Source organism: Undibacterium sp. Di27W, assembly GCF_049340345.1.
Lineage (GTDB): Bacteria > Pseudomonadota > Gammaproteobacteria > Burkholderiales > Burkholderiaceae_D > Undibacterium.
Window position 1 is genome coordinate 358,152 of record NZ_JBMPOS010000002.1, and the last position, 17,501, is coordinate 375,652.

9 protein-coding genes are annotated in these 17,501 nt (G+C 48.5%); 6 read left to right on the forward strand and 3 right to left on the reverse strand.

Annotation, left to right across the window (positions count from 1 at the left end):
• Positions 1-137: 137 nt before the first annotated feature.
• The 6 genes from ACO0LF_RS06355 (at position 138) to ACO0LF_RS06380 (ending at position 13,603) form a co-directional block, all read left to right on the forward strand.
• The gene (locus ACO0LF_RS06355) at positions 138-2,918 is read left to right on the forward strand and encodes a TonB-dependent receptor (RefSeq protein ID WP_423013039.1); all 2,781 of its coding nucleotides are present in this window, start codon (positions 138-140) and stop codon (positions 2,916-2,918) included.
• Positions 2,919-3,120: 202 nt separating this feature from the next.
• On the forward strand, positions 3,121-3,327 hold the full coding sequence (locus ACO0LF_RS06360; protein ID WP_423013041.1) for a hypothetical protein: 207 nt from the start codon (positions 3,121-3,123) through the stop codon (positions 3,325-3,327).
• 519 nt (positions 3,328-3,846) lie between these two features.
• Positions 3,847-6,951 carry a TonB-dependent receptor gene (locus ACO0LF_RS06365; RefSeq protein WP_423013043.1) on the forward strand — a complete coding sequence of 1,035 codons (3,105 nt, stop codon included), beginning with the start codon at positions 3,847-3,849 and terminating at the stop codon, positions 6,949-6,951.
• A 1,090-nt stretch (positions 6,952-8,041) separates the two neighbouring features.
• Positions 8,042-10,897 (forward strand): TonB-dependent receptor domain-containing protein, encoded by a 2,856-nt coding sequence (locus tag ACO0LF_RS06370; protein ID WP_423013045.1) that lies wholly within the window; start codon positions 8,042-8,044, stop codon positions 10,895-10,897.
• A 552-nt stretch (positions 10,898-11,449) separates the two neighbouring features.
• Positions 11,450-13,183 carry a methyl-accepting chemotaxis protein gene (locus ACO0LF_RS06375; RefSeq protein WP_423013047.1) on the forward strand — a complete coding sequence of 578 codons (1,734 nt, stop codon included), beginning with the start codon at positions 11,450-11,452 and terminating at the stop codon, positions 13,181-13,183.
• A gap of 135 nt (positions 13,184-13,318) precedes the next feature.
• Positions 13,319-13,603 carry an energy transducer TonB gene (locus ACO0LF_RS06380; protein ID WP_423013474.1) on the forward strand — a complete coding sequence of 95 codons (285 nt, stop codon included), beginning with the start codon at positions 13,319-13,321 and terminating at the stop codon, positions 13,601-13,603.
• Between the two features lie 106 nt (positions 13,604-13,709).
• Here ACO0LF_RS06380 and ACO0LF_RS06385 read toward each other — a convergent pair whose 3' ends face one another.
• The 3 genes from ACO0LF_RS06385 to ACO0LF_RS06395 all read right to left on the reverse strand — a co-directional run bounded on the left by ACO0LF_RS06385 (position 13,710) and on the right by ACO0LF_RS06395 (position 17,386).
• Positions 13,710-15,899: a M3 family metallopeptidase gene (locus ACO0LF_RS06385; RefSeq protein WP_423013049.1), complete on the reverse strand. Its 2,190-nt coding sequence runs from the start codon at positions 15,897-15,899 to the stop codon at positions 13,710-13,712.
• 130 nt (positions 15,900-16,029) lie between these two features.
• Positions 16,030-16,167 (reverse strand): hypothetical protein, encoded by a 138-nt coding sequence (locus ACO0LF_RS06390; protein WP_423013051.1) that lies wholly within the window; start codon positions 16,165-16,167, stop codon positions 16,030-16,032.
• 10 nt (positions 16,168-16,177) lie between these two features.
• The gene (locus tag ACO0LF_RS06395; protein ID WP_423013053.1) at positions 16,178-17,386 is read right to left on the reverse strand and encodes an MFS transporter; all 1,209 of its coding nucleotides are present in this window, start codon (positions 17,384-17,386) and stop codon (positions 16,178-16,180) included.
• Between the last annotated feature and the right edge of the window lie 115 nt (positions 17,387-17,501).

A 17,501-nucleotide genomic window follows, 5' to 3' on the forward strand; every position in this document is an offset into this window, starting at 1 on the left:
TGCAGTGAAATTTAGAAATAAAATTTTCATAATTTACTGTCATAAGAAAATAAATTTACATTTTTGTTTGGCGGTTAGGCAAAGATTCTTTGCTTGTCACAAATTTTGTTAAGAACATATAAGTATTGGAGCGTATAGTGATAAAAGAGAAAAAGATTTCAAGATCAGTAAGACTGATCTGTTCTAGTGGCTTGTTGTTGGGCGTGGGCATGCTGGCCCAGCCAACTTTCGCCCAGGAAGGTGTACAGAAAGTTGAAATTACCGGTTCCAGTATCAAACGTACTGAAACTGAAGGTGTTGCAACGACTCAGGTTTTGAGCCGTAAAGACATAGAACAAACAGGCAAGACTTCCATCGCTGACGTAGTCCGTAGTATCTCTGCAGATAACAACGGCAGTATCAGCGGTTCCTCCACGAATGGTTTTGCTGGTAGTGCTTCCGGCGTTTCCCTGCGTGGCTTGAGCGTCAGCTCCACGCTGGTGCTGATCAATGGTCGCCGTACCGCACCTTATGGTTTTGGTGATGACGGTCAACGCAGCTTTGTTGATTTAAATTCCATCCCACTGGATGCAGTTGATCGCATAGAAATCCTGAAAGATGGCGCTTCGGCGATTTACGGTTCCGACGCTATCGCTGGCGTGGTGAACGTTATCTTGCGTCAAAACTATGTAGGTCAATCCGTTTCTGCCAATATCGGCCAGTCCTCCCGTGGTGACGGTCGCGTTAGCAGCGCTTCTGCAGCCATCGGTTTTGGTAATCTGCAACAAGATAAGTACAATGTATTTTTGACGATTGATGCCAAGAAACAAGAAGCCATCTGGTCCAAAGACCGTGATGACTATCTGGGCCAGGCTGATGCGCGTCCATGGGGTGGCCGTGATCAACGTGCTGGTTTCATCACAGGCGGTAATGGTGGTGGTACAACCTTCCTGGGCACAGTACGTCCGGTAAGTGCTACTGGCGCTGCGATTCCAGGCCGTGGTATCCAGCAATTGAAAGGGACCTGTGATCCTAAAAACCTCGACCCTCTAGGCGGCAACAATTACGATAATGCAGGTGGCGGTTGCTTGTGGGATCCTATCCAGTATCAGGCGATACAACCAGAAACAGATAATCTCAATCTGTACGGCCGTGCCACGTTTGCCATCAATGACCAGACTACTGCTTATACAGAACTGGGCTTGTTCAAAAACAGGGCAAAAACCCTGACTACACCATCTGCATTGACCGGACCAGGTTTCGATCTTCTGCATTCCCGCGTCTACAATACCAGCACTGGTCCAGATCAGTTGCTGCTGCCTATCGGCCATCCTGACAATCCTTATGCTGATGCACGTGCGCGTCCGCGTTGGGCAGATGCAGCGCGTCCACGCACTTCCGACCTGGAAACGACAGTTACCCGTTTCCTGGCAGGTGTGAAAGGCACAGTGGCTGAATGGGACTATGACGCTGGTTTCCTGTATGCAGAAAGTAAAACTGACAGGACCCAAAATGGTTACTATCGTCAATCTGCCTTGAAAACAGCAATGGCCAATGGCAGTTTCCGTATTGGTCAAAACGTGGTCAACAAGCCTGAGGTGCTGGCCCTGGTGTCGCCAACCTTGTATAACTCTGGCGTGACCAAGAGCACTTCTGTCGACTTCAAAGCTACTCGTGAATTAATGCAATTGCCAGGTGGTGCCCTGGGTATCGCGATCGGTGCCGAATATCGTAAAGAAGACACCAATAGTGACGCTACTCCTTATACGATCGATAGTGATATCGCTGGTCTCGGCTATTCTGCTTCCAAAGGTTCTCGCAATGTCTCGGCGCTGTACACCGAGCTGGCTATTCCTGTGCTGAAGTCCCTGGAATTCCAGGCAGCAGTCCGTACCGATAAATATTCTGATTACGGTCGTTCTACCACGCCAAAACTGGGTTTCAAATTCACGCCTACCAATACTGTAGCCTTCCGTGGTACTTATGCAGAAGGTTTCCGTGCTCCTAGCGCAGCAGAGAATGGGGATAGTGCGGTTGCTGCCTATACACAGATCGGCAGTGATCCAATTCGTTGCCCGGTAACAAAATTGACTGCGGATTGTTCTTCACCAAGTGTTGGTGCCGTCACTCTTGGTAACAAAAACATCAAGCCAGAAACTTCCAAGAGCTATAGCCTTGGTTTGGTTGTAGAACCTGTCAAGAACTTCAGTGTTTCCCTGGATTGGTGGAAAATTGTCCGCGATGGCGAAATCAGCAGCTCTGACCCGAGTGCGATTGTTAATAATCCAAAAGGTTTCCCGGACGCACAAATCGTTCGTGGTGAAGCAACAACCGATTTCCCTGGCCTGGTTGGTCCTATCCTGTTGGTGAAAGCGCCTTACCAGAATGCAGGTAAGACAACCACTTCCGGTCTGGACCTGGACATGCGCTACAAGTATGACCTGGGTGCAAATGGCAAGATCAATACCGGTCTGGTAGTGACTTACATAGACAAATTCACCAAGGTTGATGCTGCAGGTACTGTTTTTGAATATGCAGGTACACATGGTGATACCAACTTGTCTGCCAACGGCGGTACACCACGTACTAAAGTCAGCTACAGCCTGGGTTGGGAACGTGGTCCCTGGACATTCAACGGTAATGTCAATTATGTATCCAGCATCAGCGACACCAATCAAATTGGTGGTGACTGCCTGGATACTGACACCGATGGCAAGCCTTACTTCGGTTGCCGCATTGCTGCCTTCACAACAGTAGACATCTTTGGCAAATGGAAAATGTCTAAAAACCTGGAGTTCACAGCATCGATCACTAATCTGTTCGACAAGATGGCACCACTTGATGTCCAGACTTATGGTCGCATCAATTACAACCCATCCTTGCATCAAGCCGGAGCAGTTGGACGTTACATCAATCTTGGTGCACGTTATACATTCTAATGTGATGTTGTGATGGCAAAACCTGAAGAACTTGATACAAGGGCAACGAAAATCTTGCCTTTGTGATTTCAGGATAGTTTGAAACTAAAAACCCCCGTAAGCATGCTTATGGGGGTTTTTTTGTCCCATTTTTTGTTCCACATCAACTATCCGTCACCCGAAAAAAGAATCAGGAGTGCAAACAGGACGACTTCCAGGATACATGAGCTTTGTCTCTTTAAAGATACAAAAAATCTCATGCTTAAAAAATTATAGAGGTTTTTCAGCAGCCGCAGACGCTGGAACGTGGCGCGAAATAGTCGAAATTTTTCAATGGAATAATGCAATAAAAACAAAATATTTTATTGCAGGTATTGATTTTTCAGTATTTAATTTCCAAAAAAACACAAATAATCATTCTTGCAACTGAAATACGCTGCAATAAAATTTTGCGAGAGCCAGTCTGGAGTGAATTAAATCGATAATTCTGTATTTTAATCATGACAATAAAGAATTAATGGCGCTTCAATCTTGGGTTTGAAAAAGTGTTTTTTTAGAATTAATCCAACTCAAAAAAATGGGTGAAATTCGATTGAAAGTATTAAAAAAACAATCTTGACTTCACTTATTGCAAATGGTTCCATGCAATACGAGTATTTTTTGATAGGAAAATTTACATATTGTTTTAGTGGGAATTGCTCAAATTTGATGCAATTTTCATGAAATCTGAATCCAGTATGAAAATTTCTTCGACAGAGAATATTTGTAATGTGCATTAGCAATGGATAACAAAAATAGATTTGAGAGTGATGGCTAAAAGAGATGCAGCCAGATGCCGTCCCTCATTTCACGTCGCATCGCTAAGCTGGCAGGGAGAAGTGGCACGGGATAAGTGAGTTGAAGGCAAATTCCGTGTTGTGTTGCATTGGAAAAATACTTAGGAAAACACATGTCGAAAAATAGTTTAGTATTTAAAAAGACACTGGTTGCCCGCGCGCTGATGCTCGCGTTTGGTGCTGGTGTAATGACAGTTGGCTATCAAGCCGACGTAATGGCGCAATCAAACACAACTGGTACGATTTCAGGCAGGGTCACGACGAAGGCGAATACCAGCGTCTCCGTGGTCGGCGTGGATAATGGTGTCAAACGCGTTGTCACCCCAGATGCCAATGGTCAATTTCGTCTGACTTCAGTACCTACAGGTAACTACAAAGTATCTTTGCTGGAAGGTAGCAATGTCGTTGGCACGCAGGACATCGAAGTCCGTATTGGCCAGGACAGCGAAGCGACTTTCGGCGTACAGGTAGTGCAAATTACCCAGCGTGCCAAGGCAATTGATGTCAAGACTTCCAATTCTGGCAGTTCATTTACGGCCAAAGAACTGGCAGTTTTGCCTATCGCGCCTGCAATCGCGAATATCGTTCAACTGGCTGGCGGCACCACCCGTGGTGATTCCCGCTTCGGTAATAATGCGGCCAGCTTCGGTGGATCCAGCTCGGCAGAAAATGCTGCCTACATCAATGGTTTCCCAGTCACTAGCAGCCTGTATCAAGTTGGCTACTCATCCCTGCCTTTTGGTTCCATTGCTGAAGCCCAGGTGATTACCGGTGGCTACGGTGCCGAGTTTGGTCGTTCTACTGGCGGTGTGGTCAATATCATCACCAAGAGCGGTACCAATAACTGGGAAGTGAATGCTGGCTTTACTTATGCACCTAATTCTCTGCGCGCGACACCAAAAGATATCCTGTTTCCAAACACTGGTGCAGCACGTAATGCAGCAACCGATGGCACAATCTGGAATTACAAATCTGGTGACATAGTCAATGAAAAGATTTATAACGCCTCTGTCAGCGGTCCTATCATCAAAGATAAATTGTTCATCTACCTTGGTGCTGAACTGAACCAGACTGACAGACAAACTGCACGTCAGACTGTCAGTAACACCACCAATGCAAAAGTGGGCTGGCTGGAACAAAAATCTGAAGTGCCACGTTACATCGCCAAAGTCGATTGGAACATCACAGATGACCATCGTCTGGAATACACCCGCATAGGTGATGAATCCAAAGTTGAAGACAAGTACTTTGGTTTTGACTATGCGACAAAACAACGTGGTTATGTCCAGAATGGTGGTGCGACATTCAAGAACTATGCTTCCGGTATTATTGGCCTCAATGCCAACGGTGCGGCTTTGTCAGCACCACAAGGTGCCAATATCGATATCCTGAAATACACGGGTTATCTGACCAATGACTTGACCGTGCTGGCCTTGATCGGCCAAGCGAAAACAGACCGCAAACAAGATCCATTTGGTTACCTTCCCAACGTGTATCCTATCACTGCGGCAGAAGCTAACCGTGCACCTGGTGTCAACTATACGCCAACCAATCCGCAAAATTTCACCGGTTCTCTCTTGCGTGACGGTTCTGGCGATCAAAACAAAGGCTACCGTGTTGATATCGAGTACAAGCTGAACAAGGAACACACTGTTCGCGGCGGTCTGGATTACAACAAGATCAATGCCAACATGGGTACGATCGCAGCTGGTGGTGGTCAATGGATATACTTGCGTGCCACGGATCCTAATGCAGTCTTGTCTGGTCATAATATTTCCCCGGCAGCTGGTGGTGGCCTGGGAGCAGGTGGTTACTATGTGCGTGAAAACAAAGTTTCTGGTGGTTTGACACCTGCTGTCAAGCAATCAGCTTTTTACATAGAAGATCGCTATCAGGTCACCAAAGATGTTCTGGTGACTCTGGGCTTGCGTAATGAAGCTTTCTCCAATTTGAACGGTATCGGTGAAGTCTTCGTTGAGCAAAAAAATCTGATCGCACCACGTCTGGCAGCAACCTGGGATGTGAATGGTGATGGTTCCCTGAAAGTCTTTGGTACTGCTGGTCGTTATCACCTGGCATTGCCAACTAACCTGGCAGTCCGCTTTGCCGGTGCTTCTTTGAATACAGATAAGTTCTACACTTACACAGGCGTTGATCCTAAGACTGGTGCTCCGCAAGGCTTGAACGCAATCAGTGGCGTTCTCTCTGCCAATGCTGAATTCGGTCAGGATAAAGTTGCCAATGAATTGTCGGCCACCAATCTGAAGGCTCACTATCAGGATGAGCTGAATTTCGGTTTCGAAAAGGCACTGACACCTGAATTCAATGGTGGCGTCAAGTTCACTTATCGCAAGCTGAAAAACACCATTGATGATTATTCTGATCCACGTCCAATCTGGAAAAAACTGGGTCCGGTCGATGCCAAGTATTTGCAAGACAATGGCTGGGGCGGTGCTCTGTTCAACCCAGGCCAGGACAATACTTTCATCGTGCCTATCGGTGGTGGCAAGCAACGTGCTGTGACGATTACGGCCGCAGATGCTGGTTTCCCAGAAGCCGCGAAACGTGAATACACTGCGCTGGAATTCATGCTGGAACACCCAATGCGCAATAGCTGGTATGGTAAATTCAACTATACCTGGTCGCGTACAGAAGGTAACCAGGAAGGATTGACCAAGTCTGACAATGGTCAATCCGACGTGGGTAACAGTTCCTTGTGGGATTTCCCGGAAGCGATGTTGAACAGCAGCGGCTTGTTGCCAAATGACCGTACCCATCAGTTCAAGGCTTATGGTCTGTATGAGATCAATTCCGAGTTTGCAGTTGGTGGCAATGTCCTGGTAGCTTCTGGACGTCCAAAATCACTGACTTGCAACATTCCATCTGCAATGGATCAGGAAGGTCTGGGCTTGTCGCAATATGGTTCAGTATTCTATCTGTGCCCGGCTGGTATTCCTAATGGTCGTGGTGCCGCAGGCAAATTGCCATGGGATAAACGTCTGGATCTGAACTTCATGTACAAGCCAAGTCAGATCAAAGGCGTACTCTTGAAGGTAGATATCCTGAACGTCTTCAATGCGCAAGTTGCTGAGCGTATTGACGAAGGCTATAACGTGACTGCTGCAGGTAATGCAGTCAGCCCTACAGCTGGTCAGGAAACAGCGTACACAGCACCACGCTCTGTGCGCCTCTCTGTACAGTACAACCATAAGTTCTAATTTGGTGTGGTGCAAAAAAACCCCCGCAAGCTTGCGCTTGCGGGGGTTTTTTATTTCGTGTATTGCTTAGTGGTAGATGACGTGGTGTGTATTCGCTGTTTCCAGCCTGGATCGCAAGCGATGCTCCTGTCCATACACACGAGAGTCTGGACTCACTATGTTAGTGCCCTAGCTACGCCAGAGTATGGTTCCGTCGTTGAAAGCTGTGCCTGACTCCCAAGTTATAGAACGTATCGTTGAAGGCGACAAGCGCGGTTGTGCTGACGATGCAGTCAGGCCAGGGCTGGGTGGCAGAATTCTTGAACGATATCCGCTTTTGTACGCTTGTCAGCGCATTACCAGGACCAGTTTACAAGATGCACAGGTAGCGCAAGCTTGCCGAGGGCTGGTTTATTGCAGCGATCAGATGGGGCTTTGAAAAAATATTATTCAAACAATTTATTCTTTAAAGCTGCACGTGCGTTGTTGTTCACAAGAGACAGCTCAGAATTTTGAGTCAGGCACTCTATAATTCTGGCAGGAAATAGAATACTGAGACAGTCCGCCAGCATTAAATGTAAATTTATACATGCAAATTTCAGATACTGAAAACAGGGTTGCCCGGATATTTTCAGATCCGCATCTGCTTCAAAATCCTCCAATTTTTATACAGAAAATATGCATTTAATGGCATATAAATTCTTATAAGTAAAAAATAACTAAATTAAATATAAATATTGTAAGCCGACGTAATTTAGCAACAGATCATATTGCCTAATTTCATGCACTCAAAATCAATATTAATAGTATAACTAATTTTACTTAATTCCATTCGGGAAATATAACAAGCCAGTCTTGACAGCAAAGTTTTCAAATGGTTCCATGAAAAGGGAGATTTTTTTTCGGCAAAGCAAAAAATCCAAGAGAAATGTATCAAAGCTTCACAGACAAGCATAAGTACTGACTCTTTTGTTTTAGCCGGAGGAAAAGTTCTACATAAAAAATCTGGCTACTCCAGGCAAATAGGGGGTTCTGGTTATCCACCGGGATCTTGCCTGGGTAGACATCGCTCATAAGTATCATTTTTGGGGGTTTAGTCATGGTAGAAAAAATGTTGGCCCGATCAGTACGCCTGATGTTTGTAGGTGGTTTTGCGGTCGGTGCGGGTTTGCTGGCACAACCAGCAATGTCGCAAGACGCAGTGCAAAAAGTGGAAATTACCGGTTCTTCGATCAAACGAATTGCACAAGAAGGCGCATTGCCGGTGCAAACCCTGAGCCGTAAAGACATAGAACAAAGTGGTGCGAATAATGTGGCCGACTTGGTCGCTGCCCTCCCTGCCATGCAAGGCTTTATCACGGCGTCCACGTCCGTCAATGGTGGTGGTGGTGGCCGTCAGTCTGCCTCCATCCATGCGATAGGTACCGACTACACCCTGGTATTGCTGAATGGTCGCCGTATGGCACCATACGGCACAGGCAGTGCTGTCAATTTGGGCAGCATTCCTTTGTCCGCAGTCGAGCGAGTAGAAATTTTGACGGATGGCGCGTCCACGCTGTATGGTTCAGATGCCATCGCTGGTGTCGTCAACTTCATTTTGAAAAAGAACCAGACTGACCTGAACGTAGAAGCGACACTGACCAGCCCACAACAAAGCGGTGGCCGTAGTGGCAACTTCTCCATTTCCAAGGGCTTTGGTGATCCTGAAAAAGATGGCTTTAACGTCTTGTTCGCCTATAGCCATGATGAACAAAAACCGCTGGAAGCCAATCAGCGCAGTTTTGCAAATTCTGGCGTCCAAAAGTTCATGAAAGATGGCAAGATGTTTGCCACCTGGCAAACCAGTATCAACTCCATACCTGCCAATGCCGATATCTATGATTCCAAGGGTAATAACGCGACTTTCTCGCCTGACCTGGTCAATAGTGGCAAATGTAATGGCCCTAACACTTTCGAACGTGGTGGCGTATGCCGCTATGATTATGCATCGACCGTGCAATTGTTGCCAGAACTGAAACGCGACAGTTTCTTTGCTTCCGGCAATTTGAAAATAGGCAAGGACACCACCTTGTTTGGTGAATTGGTCATGTCCAATTTCTCCAACAAGGCACGCTATGCGGCTCCTGCCCAGCCTTTGACGACTTTCAGCACGGATCCGGTGACAGGTCAGAAAGTCATCAATCCGAATTATATCGGTGCCTATAACAAGTCGGTCGTGCCACTGCTGGCAGGACAAGGTATTAATCCTGCCGATGTGACTGACGCCTTCTTCTATTTCCGTGCGCGTGATGCAGGCGGTCGTGCTGATGATTACAAAACTGAAGCCCGTCATCTGGTGCTGGGTTTGGACAGTAACTACCTGGGCTGGGATTTGAGCGCCAGCTACACTCATTCCGAAAACACAGAAAAAGATGATGCAGTCTCCGGTTACATGAGTGCCAATCGGTTTGATGCCCTGGTCAAGTCGGGTGCCTATAACCCTTACATCATCAATCAAAATGCCGGTTCCATACTGGCTCCCGCAGTATTGCAAGAAAATCTCAGCGTTACCAAATCCAAGATTGATGTCCTGAGTGCACATGCCTCCAAAGAACTGTTTGAGATGACCGGTGGCAAGGCGCAATTGGGTCTGGGTGCGGATATGACCAAGCAGTCTTTCAATGACGCGCCTAGTGAACTGGTGCAAGGCCCGGGGCCGCAACATCCTGCCTGGACTGATGTCATTATCGGTGGTTCCACAGGTTCTCAGGCTTTGGATGCTTCCCGCAAGAGCTGGGGTGCCTTTGGTGAATTGCTGATGCCGGTCATCAAGAATATGGATGTCACAGCCGCTTTGCGCTATGACAGCTATGATGCCGTCAAAAAAGAAAATGTCAGTTATGACGTCAGTGGCAATGCCTCACAACCAGGCACCCAGGGTATCTCCGTTTCCAAGGCAACCTATAAATTGTCAGCACGTTATCAGCCTATCCAGAGTCTGATGTTGCGTGGTTCTTACGGCACAGGTTTCAAGGCTCCTACCCTGAACGATATTTCCGATCCTTTGAAAAATGACGGCTCGTCGAATTTTTTCCCATGCCCTATCACTAAGGCAACAGATCCTCGCTTTGCTTATTGCCGTGGTACTGCTGAATATGGCTTGCTGAAAAAAGGTAATCCAAGTACAGGTGCCGATGCGCTGAAAGCGGAAGAATCAAAACAAGCTGCACTGGGCTTCCGTTTTGAGCCTGTCAGCAGCTTGTCCCTGGGCCTGGATTGGTGGGATGTGAAACTGAAAAACCAGATCCAGAAATTGTCTCAGGATTTGATTTTCACGACACCGACTCTGGCTGATCAATACATCTCTCTGTATTACGATCCTATCCAGAAGTCCAAAGTTCTGGTGGCTAACCGCAGCCCGGTCAATCTGGCCAGCTCGCGTTATTCCGGCGTGGACTGGGATGCAACGTTCAAGACAGCAACGCCGATAGGCAAACTGAACGTGAACTGGTCTGGTACTTATATGCTGACTGCCGAGAAAGATGTGCCAGGTGCAGCCAAAGAAAGCAGCATAGGTCGTTTTGACTCGTATGATGATGTGACTTTCCGTATCATCTCCAGATTGGTGACTTCTTTGAAAGTGTCTGATCAATACACTCATAGCCTGACCATGAACTACCGTTCTGGTTATCATGACAAAGTGGCAGCTGCTGGCGACGGTTATGTCCGTGCCGTCAATACTGATGGTACAGTCGGTGGTTATGTAGACATGAACCGCGATGTCAGCAACTACACGACCATAGATTATCAGTTGCAAGCCAAAGTCATTAAAAACCTGACGATCACTGGTGGTATCCGCAATCTGTTCAACGTTGATCCACCATTCACTATCCGTAATACCGGTGGTGGTAATCAGGTTGGTTACGATGGTCGTTATACCGATCCACTCGGTCGTACCTTCTACGTCACTGCTGCCTATAAATATTGATTTGCTCAATAGATACAGGTAGATAAAAACCCGGACTTGTCCGGGTTTTTTCATTTTTTTTCAAATTAATCAGTGATATTGAAAATTTTTTTTCTTATGACCAGCATAAGACCACTAGGTATTTTAGCAAGAGAGTGATTTGTCAATAAAATGATGTTGCCATGGAGAAATCGAGAAAAACGTGAACAAAATTTAGTCAGTTGCCGAGACTGGCAAGTATAGTTTTTCTGCGTAAAAAATAAGCAAATTTGCAGCACTGTATAAATGCAAATAATTTCTTTCCCTTCCGACTTTTTGAGAGTGGGGATACCAGTAAAAAGCACTTGCTACTGAGAAAATTTCGAGTATATTTCTAACTTTATCCTTTGCTTTTCCACCGAATATGCCGGTTTTTTTAATAAATGCATGCTTCACCATGCATTTGTAAAAATAAGTGTCCTGGCGGCAATTATGCGTGTAAGGATAAGCAATCAGGTTAGTATTTCGTAGCACTCTTGTTCTCCTCTCCTTCAACCATTTTTCACACCAGTCAAGCAAATGAATTTATCAAAAATGACAGTAAGTAGGCGTCTGGGGCTGGGCTTTGCTCTGGTTTTAACGTTATTAATTGCAGTGACCGTCGTCGGTATTTCCAGGATGGCGCAAATTCAGGGGCGACTGGACAAGATAGTCAATGTCAGCAATGCCGAAACCCGTCTGGCACTGGACATGCGTGCCATCGTGTATGACCGTATGGTATCGCTGCGTAATCTGACCCTGCTCAATGATGCTGGTGACATGGAGCCTGAGCTGAAAAAGATCGCCGAGCAATCCAAGCAGTATGCTGCCGCGGATGAAAAAATGAGTAAGCTGGCGACAGAAGAGGGCGCAGGCAATAGTGATAAAAAGACTTTGCTGGGCAAGTTGAAAGAAGCTGAAACCGCTGCCGCAGCCTTGCCTGCCAAAGCGCAGGAACTGGGTCTGGCGAATAATGCCGAAGCAGCGACCATCACCCTGATCAAGAAACTGCGCCCAGTGCAGAAAAAATGGTTGGACACTCTGGACGAGCTGGTCGTAGTGGAAGACAAACTGAATTCCCAGACTGCTGATGAAGCTGGTTCTGCCTTCAAGGCAGCGACCAGTCTGATGTTGATCCTGGGTGGCCTGGCATTACTGGCAGGTATATTCATGGCTTTTGCCATCAGCCGCAGCCTGCTCAAGCAACTTGGTGGCGAACCTGATTATGCAGCTGAAATCGCTGGCCAGATAGCTGCTGGTGACCTGACAGCGCCGATAGATCTGAAGTCTGGTGACACTGCCAGCTTGCTGTTTGAAATGAAGAACATGCGTGACAGCCTGGTCAACATCGTTGCCCAGGTACGCAATGGCACCGACACCATCGCCACTGCTTCCAGTGAAATCGCGACCGGTAATCTGGACTTGTCTTCCCGTACTGAACAACAAGCCAGCTCCCTGGAAAAAACCACCTCGTCCATGAAAGAATTGACGACCACGGTCAAGCAAAATGCTGACAATGCGCGCGAAGCCAATCAACTGGCCGCGTCTGCATCGGAAGTGGCACGCCAGGGTGGTGTGGTAGTGGCTCAGGTGGTTGATACCATGGGTTCCATCAATGAATCCTCCAAGAAAATTGTCGATATCATCAGCGTCATTGATGGTATCGCTTTCCAGACCAATATCCTGGCTTTGAATGCCGCCGTAGAAGCAGCCCGCGCTGGTGAACAAGGCCGTGGTTTCGCTGTAGTTGCCGCTGAGGTGCGTAACCTGGCACAACGCAGTGCCGCAGCAGCCAAGGAAATCAAAACCCTGATCGGTACTTCGGTAGAGAAAGTTGAAATCGGCACCAAGCTGGTAGGCCAGGCAGGTGTCACGATAGACCAAGTCGTCTCCAGTGTGAAACATGTGACCGACATCATTGCCGAAATCAGCGCTGCAAGCCAGGAACAAAGCGTGGGTATTGAGCATGTCAATCATGCCATCATAGAAATGGATGGCGTGACCCAGCAAAATGCCGCGCTGGTAGAACAGGCTGCTGCCGCCGCACAAAGCTTGCAGGATCAGGCTTCAGAGTTGGCGAAAGTGGTCAGCGTGTTTAAATTGCAAGCGGGGGAACGTACCCAGCAAATTGCCGCACCAGCCGCCAGAGTCGCACCGCGCCGTGTTGAACCGGTAGTGGCAATCAAGCCTAAAGCCAGAAACACTCAGGTAAAATCTCTCCCAGCTGCAAGAGCTCCAAGCAAGAAAGCAGCGAGTGCCAGCAGTAACGATGAGTGGGAAGAGTTCTGATGCAAAATAGGCTGCTTGCCTTGAAAACCCCGGGAAATTTTTTATACTGAATAGAACATGAATAAGAAGATCACTATGAAACCTCAACTGTCAATTCTCATTTCATCCTTGTTGCTGGCGGCCAGTGCTTCCGTCATGGCGGCTGAGACATCTCCCGTCATGGATAGCAAATCCTGCGAGCCACCTAAATACCCGAAAGCCGCCTTGATGAATGAAGAAACCGGCACGGTTTCCATGGGCTTTCTGGTCGGTGCCGATGGCAAGGTGGTTGAATCCAAAGTCGAAAAATCCAGTGGCTCCAAGAGCCTGGACAAGGCTGCGCTGTCTGCCTTGAGCCAATGCAAATTCAAGCCAGGCACCAAGGATGGCAAACCTGACCAATTGTGGGCCAAGGTTGATTTCGTCTGGAAGCTGGAATAAGTTTTTTACAAGTAGCGCTGCAAATGAAAAGAGGGAACAGTGATGTTCCCTCTTTTTTTACGACCTTTGTTTAACTGCTACAGCCCGTAAGCTATTGGCAGATTGATTACTCCGCTTTCAAACCGCGGCGTATCAGCAAAGGTTCTATCTTTGGTTCGCGTCCACGGAAATTACGGAAAGATTCCAGCGGATCCATGCTGCCGCCCTTGGACAATAATTGCTGACGGAACCAGTCACCATTCTTGCGATTCAGGCCACCGTTTTCCTTGAACCATTCCACGCTTTCCGCATCCAGCACTTCACTCCACAGGTAGGCATAGTAACCGGCAGAATAGCCGCCGCCAAAGATGTGGGAGAAATACGTGCTGCGATAACGTGGCGGCACAGGGGCAAAGTCGACTCCAGCCTGCTTCAAGGCTGCTGCTTCAAAGGCCAGCGCATCTTTAGGAACCTGGGCTGGTGTCAGTTGATGCCAGCGTTGATCCAGCAAGGATGCTGCCAGATATTCCGTGGTCGCAAAACCCTGATTGAATTTATTCGCCGCCGTGATTTTATCGACCAGGCTTTGCGGTATCACTTGGCTGTTTTGATAATGTCTGGCGTAGTTTTTCAGAACTTCTGGCCAGGTCGCCCACATTTCATTGACTTGCGAAGGATATTCGACGAAGTCACGTGGCACATTGGTACCAGAAAAACGCGGGTATTTCACATTCGAAAACAGGCCGTGCAAGGCATGGCCAAATTCATGGAAAGCCGTGCGCACTTCATCAAATGTCAGCAGGGTAGGCTGGCCTGCCGGTGGTTGCGGGATATTGAGATGATTGGCGATCACCGGGTGAGTGCCAAACAGGCTGGATTGCTCCACATAGGCATTCATCCAGGCACCACCGCGTTTGGTATCGCGGGCATACATGTCAGCGATGAACAATGCCATGCTCTTGCCATCGGCATCAAATATTTCATAGACCTTGACGCTGGGGTGGTAGACCGGCAAGTCAGTGCGTTCTTTGAAAGTAATGCCATACAGCTTGGTGGCAGCAAAGAAGACACCGTTTTCCAGTACATTCTTCAATTCAAAATAAGGACGCAACTGGCTATCGTCAAAGCTGTATTTGCTTTTGCGTAATTGCTCGGTATAAAAGGCCCAGTCCCAGGCCGCCAGTTTGAAACCGCCTTGCTGGGCATCTATGATTTTTTGCAGCTCTGCGGCTTCTGCCCTGGCATTATTGACGGCTGCCGGTGCCAGTTCACCCAGCATTTTATTGACGGCTGTCGTGGTCTTGGCCGTTTCATCTTCCAGGCCATAGGCGGCATGGTTGGCATAACCCAGCAGCGTTGCCCTTTCGGCGCGCAGGCGTGCCAGGTCGATGGCAACCTGGCGGTTGTCAAATTCACCACCGTGGCTACCGCGGTTGACGGATGCTTCATGCAGGCGCTGGCGCAAGGTACGGTTAACCAGGCTGGCTTCAAAGGGTTGGCCCGTGGTATTCACCAGTGGGATGACGAATTTATCTTTCAGACCACGCGTCTTGGCTGCTTCGGCGGCACTGGCAATTTCTTCTTCCGACAAACCCTGCAATTCAGCCTTGCTGTCAACGATGATGGCCGAGGCATTGGTTTCTTTCAACACATTCTGGCTGAACTGGGTGGCCAGGCTGGCCAACTGGGCGTTCAGGCTTTTCAGCTTTTGCTTGTCCTTGTCGCCGAGTTTGGCACCGGCACGCACAAAGTCGGTGTAATAGCGTTCCAGCAAGCGAGCAGATTCTGCATCCAGTTGCAATGCCTGGCGCGCTTCATATAATTTGCTGATGCGCTGGAACAGGCGGGCATTCAAGAAAATCTGGTCTTGATGGGCCGCCAGTTTGGGTGCCAGTTCGCGCGACAGATTCTCCATCTCAGGATTGGTATTGGCCGCAGTCAGGCTGGAAAATACTGTGGAAACACGGTTCAGCATCTGACCTGCGCGCTCCATGGCAATCACGGTATTTTCAAATGTAGGGGCAGCATGATTATTGGCAATCGCTACAATCTCCAGACCATGCAGACGCATACCCTCGCTAAAGGCTGGCGCATAATGCGCATTTTTTATTTGATCAAAGGCAGGATATTGGTAAGGCAGTTTGCTGGCGCTGGTAAAGGGATTGTCGGCCAGCTTGACAGCAGGCTTCTTTTGCAGAGCAGCACTGCCTGGCTCCGCAGTCGAGGTAGCGGTGGTGGCACTAGTAGCAGTTGTGGCATGGCTGGCCGGGTTGGCCAATGCTGTGCCCAGCAAGATAAGCAGCAAATGTTTGTTCATGTAGTTTTACCAAAATCTTTTGATCAAAAAGGGAACCCAGTGTAGCAGACCATACAGCGGAAATATCGTTCATCCCGGGCAAAAAAATAGCGCCGGACTGGCGCTATTTTTTGCTGGGAGTGGAGCGCACTCAGCACATCACAAAGCGATTCGCCAGATCAAGTATGAAAGCCGGACGCAGATAAGCCAGGAAAACCAGGGCCAGCACTGTCACCATGATGGCAGCCCAGAGCAGGCGCAACAGTTTTTTGGAGCAGAGCATAGCCATGGCCAGGTCCTCAGGCGGCTGCTACGCGGGCTATGGGTTTTTCACTGATAGGCAAATTCACCAGAGCCGCGAAGATACCCAGTACCAGGACTATGCCCCATACCATGTTGTAACTGCCAGTCCTGGTGTAGATATAACCACCCAGCCAGACCCCGATGAAGCTGCCGACCTGATGCGAAAAGAAGACAAAGCCCGACAGCATCGACAGATACTTGACCCCAAAAATCCCGGCAACCACGCCATTCGTCAGCGGTACGGTAGATAACCACAGCAAGCCCAGCGCTGCTGCGAACAAATATACGGAATACGGTGTCAGCGGTGCCAGCAAGAACAAACCGATGACCGCACTACGGGCCAGATAGATTGCTGACAAGAGATAGGGTTTGGGGAACATGCCCCCCAGTTTGCCTGCATAGTAAGAGCCAAAGATATTGAACAAGCCTATCAGGGCCAGGGCATAGACAGCCACGCTGGGGTCCATGACACCCTTGTCCTTCAGGTAGGCAGGCATGTGCACGCCGATGAATACCAGCTGGAAACCGCAGACGAAATAGCCCGCTACCAGCAGCAAGAAAGGTTTGTAGCCAAAGGCTTCGCGAGTCGCTTCCATGATGCTTTGCTGTGGACCTGTGACTTGCTCCAGCGCTGGTTCGCGCAACTTCCAGGCCATGGGCAGCATCAGTACCACGACCAGGGCGGCCAATACATAGAAAGCAGTTTGCCAGCCAGCATGGGCGATCAATTGCTGCTCTATCGGCATCATGATAAATTGACCAAAGGAACCTGCCGCAGAAGAGATGCCAAAGGCCCAGGAGCGTTTTTCCAGTGGTGCCGTACGGCCTATGATGCCACTGACTGCACCAAACGAAGTACAGGCCAGCGCCGCCCCTATCAGTATGCCAGTGCCAATGATGAACAGGCCGGAGTTATCGATCAGTGCCATCCACAGCAAGCCGGCGGCATACAGGAAGGCACCCAGCACCATCATCTTCATCGTACCCACTCTGTCTATCACCATGCCGGCGAGAGGGCCAAATACGCCCCACATCAGGTTTTGCATGGCCATGGCCATGGAAAAGGTTTCCCTGGTCCAGCCATGCGCTTGCGAGATAGGTTGCATCCAGAAACCAAAACCATGCCTGACGCCCATGGACAAGGTAATGACAATGCCGCTGGCCAGCAGCACGGTTTTCAGGTCGGGGGCGCGTTGAGTAGTCATGATAAATAAGTATAAGCAAACTCAGTTAGTGTATGCCAATCCTGAAAACCATGTGGACTGCCCAAAATACCATGACGGTATGGTGTTCGGCAGCAGTCAGCGCAGGGTTGGCAAA

Bases quoted from the DNA above. Each gene is read 5' to 3' on its own strand.
- ACO0LF_RS06360 (WP_423013041.1), top strand. From the start codon at position 3,121: ATGAGCTTTGTCTCTTTAAAGATACAAAAAATCTCATGCTTAAAAAAT.
- ACO0LF_RS06390 (WP_423013051.1), bottom strand. From the start codon at position 16,167: ATGGCTATGCTCTGCTCCAAAAAACTGTTGCGCCTGCTCTGGGCTGCC.
- ACO0LF_RS06395 (WP_423013053.1), bottom strand. From the start codon at position 17,386: ATGACTACTCAACGCGCCCCCGACCTGAAAACCGTGCTGCTGGCCAGC.
- ACO0LF_RS06385 (WP_423013049.1), bottom strand. From the start codon at position 15,899: ATGAACAAACATTTGCTGCTTATCTTGCTGGGCACAGCATTGGCCAAC.
- ACO0LF_RS06370 (WP_423013045.1), top strand. From the start codon at position 8,042: ATGTTGGCCCGATCAGTACGCCTGATGTTTGTAGGTGGTTTTGCGGTC.
- ACO0LF_RS06365 (WP_423013043.1), top strand. From the start codon at position 3,847: ATGTCGAAAAATAGTTTAGTATTTAAAAAGACACTGGTTGCCCGCGCG.
- ACO0LF_RS06375 (WP_423013047.1), top strand. From the start codon at position 11,450: ATGACAGTAAGTAGGCGTCTGGGGCTGGGCTTTGCTCTGGTTTTAACG.
- ACO0LF_RS06380 (WP_423013474.1), top strand. From the start codon at position 13,319: ATGGCGGCTGAGACATCTCCCGTCATGGATAGCAAATCCTGCGAGCCA.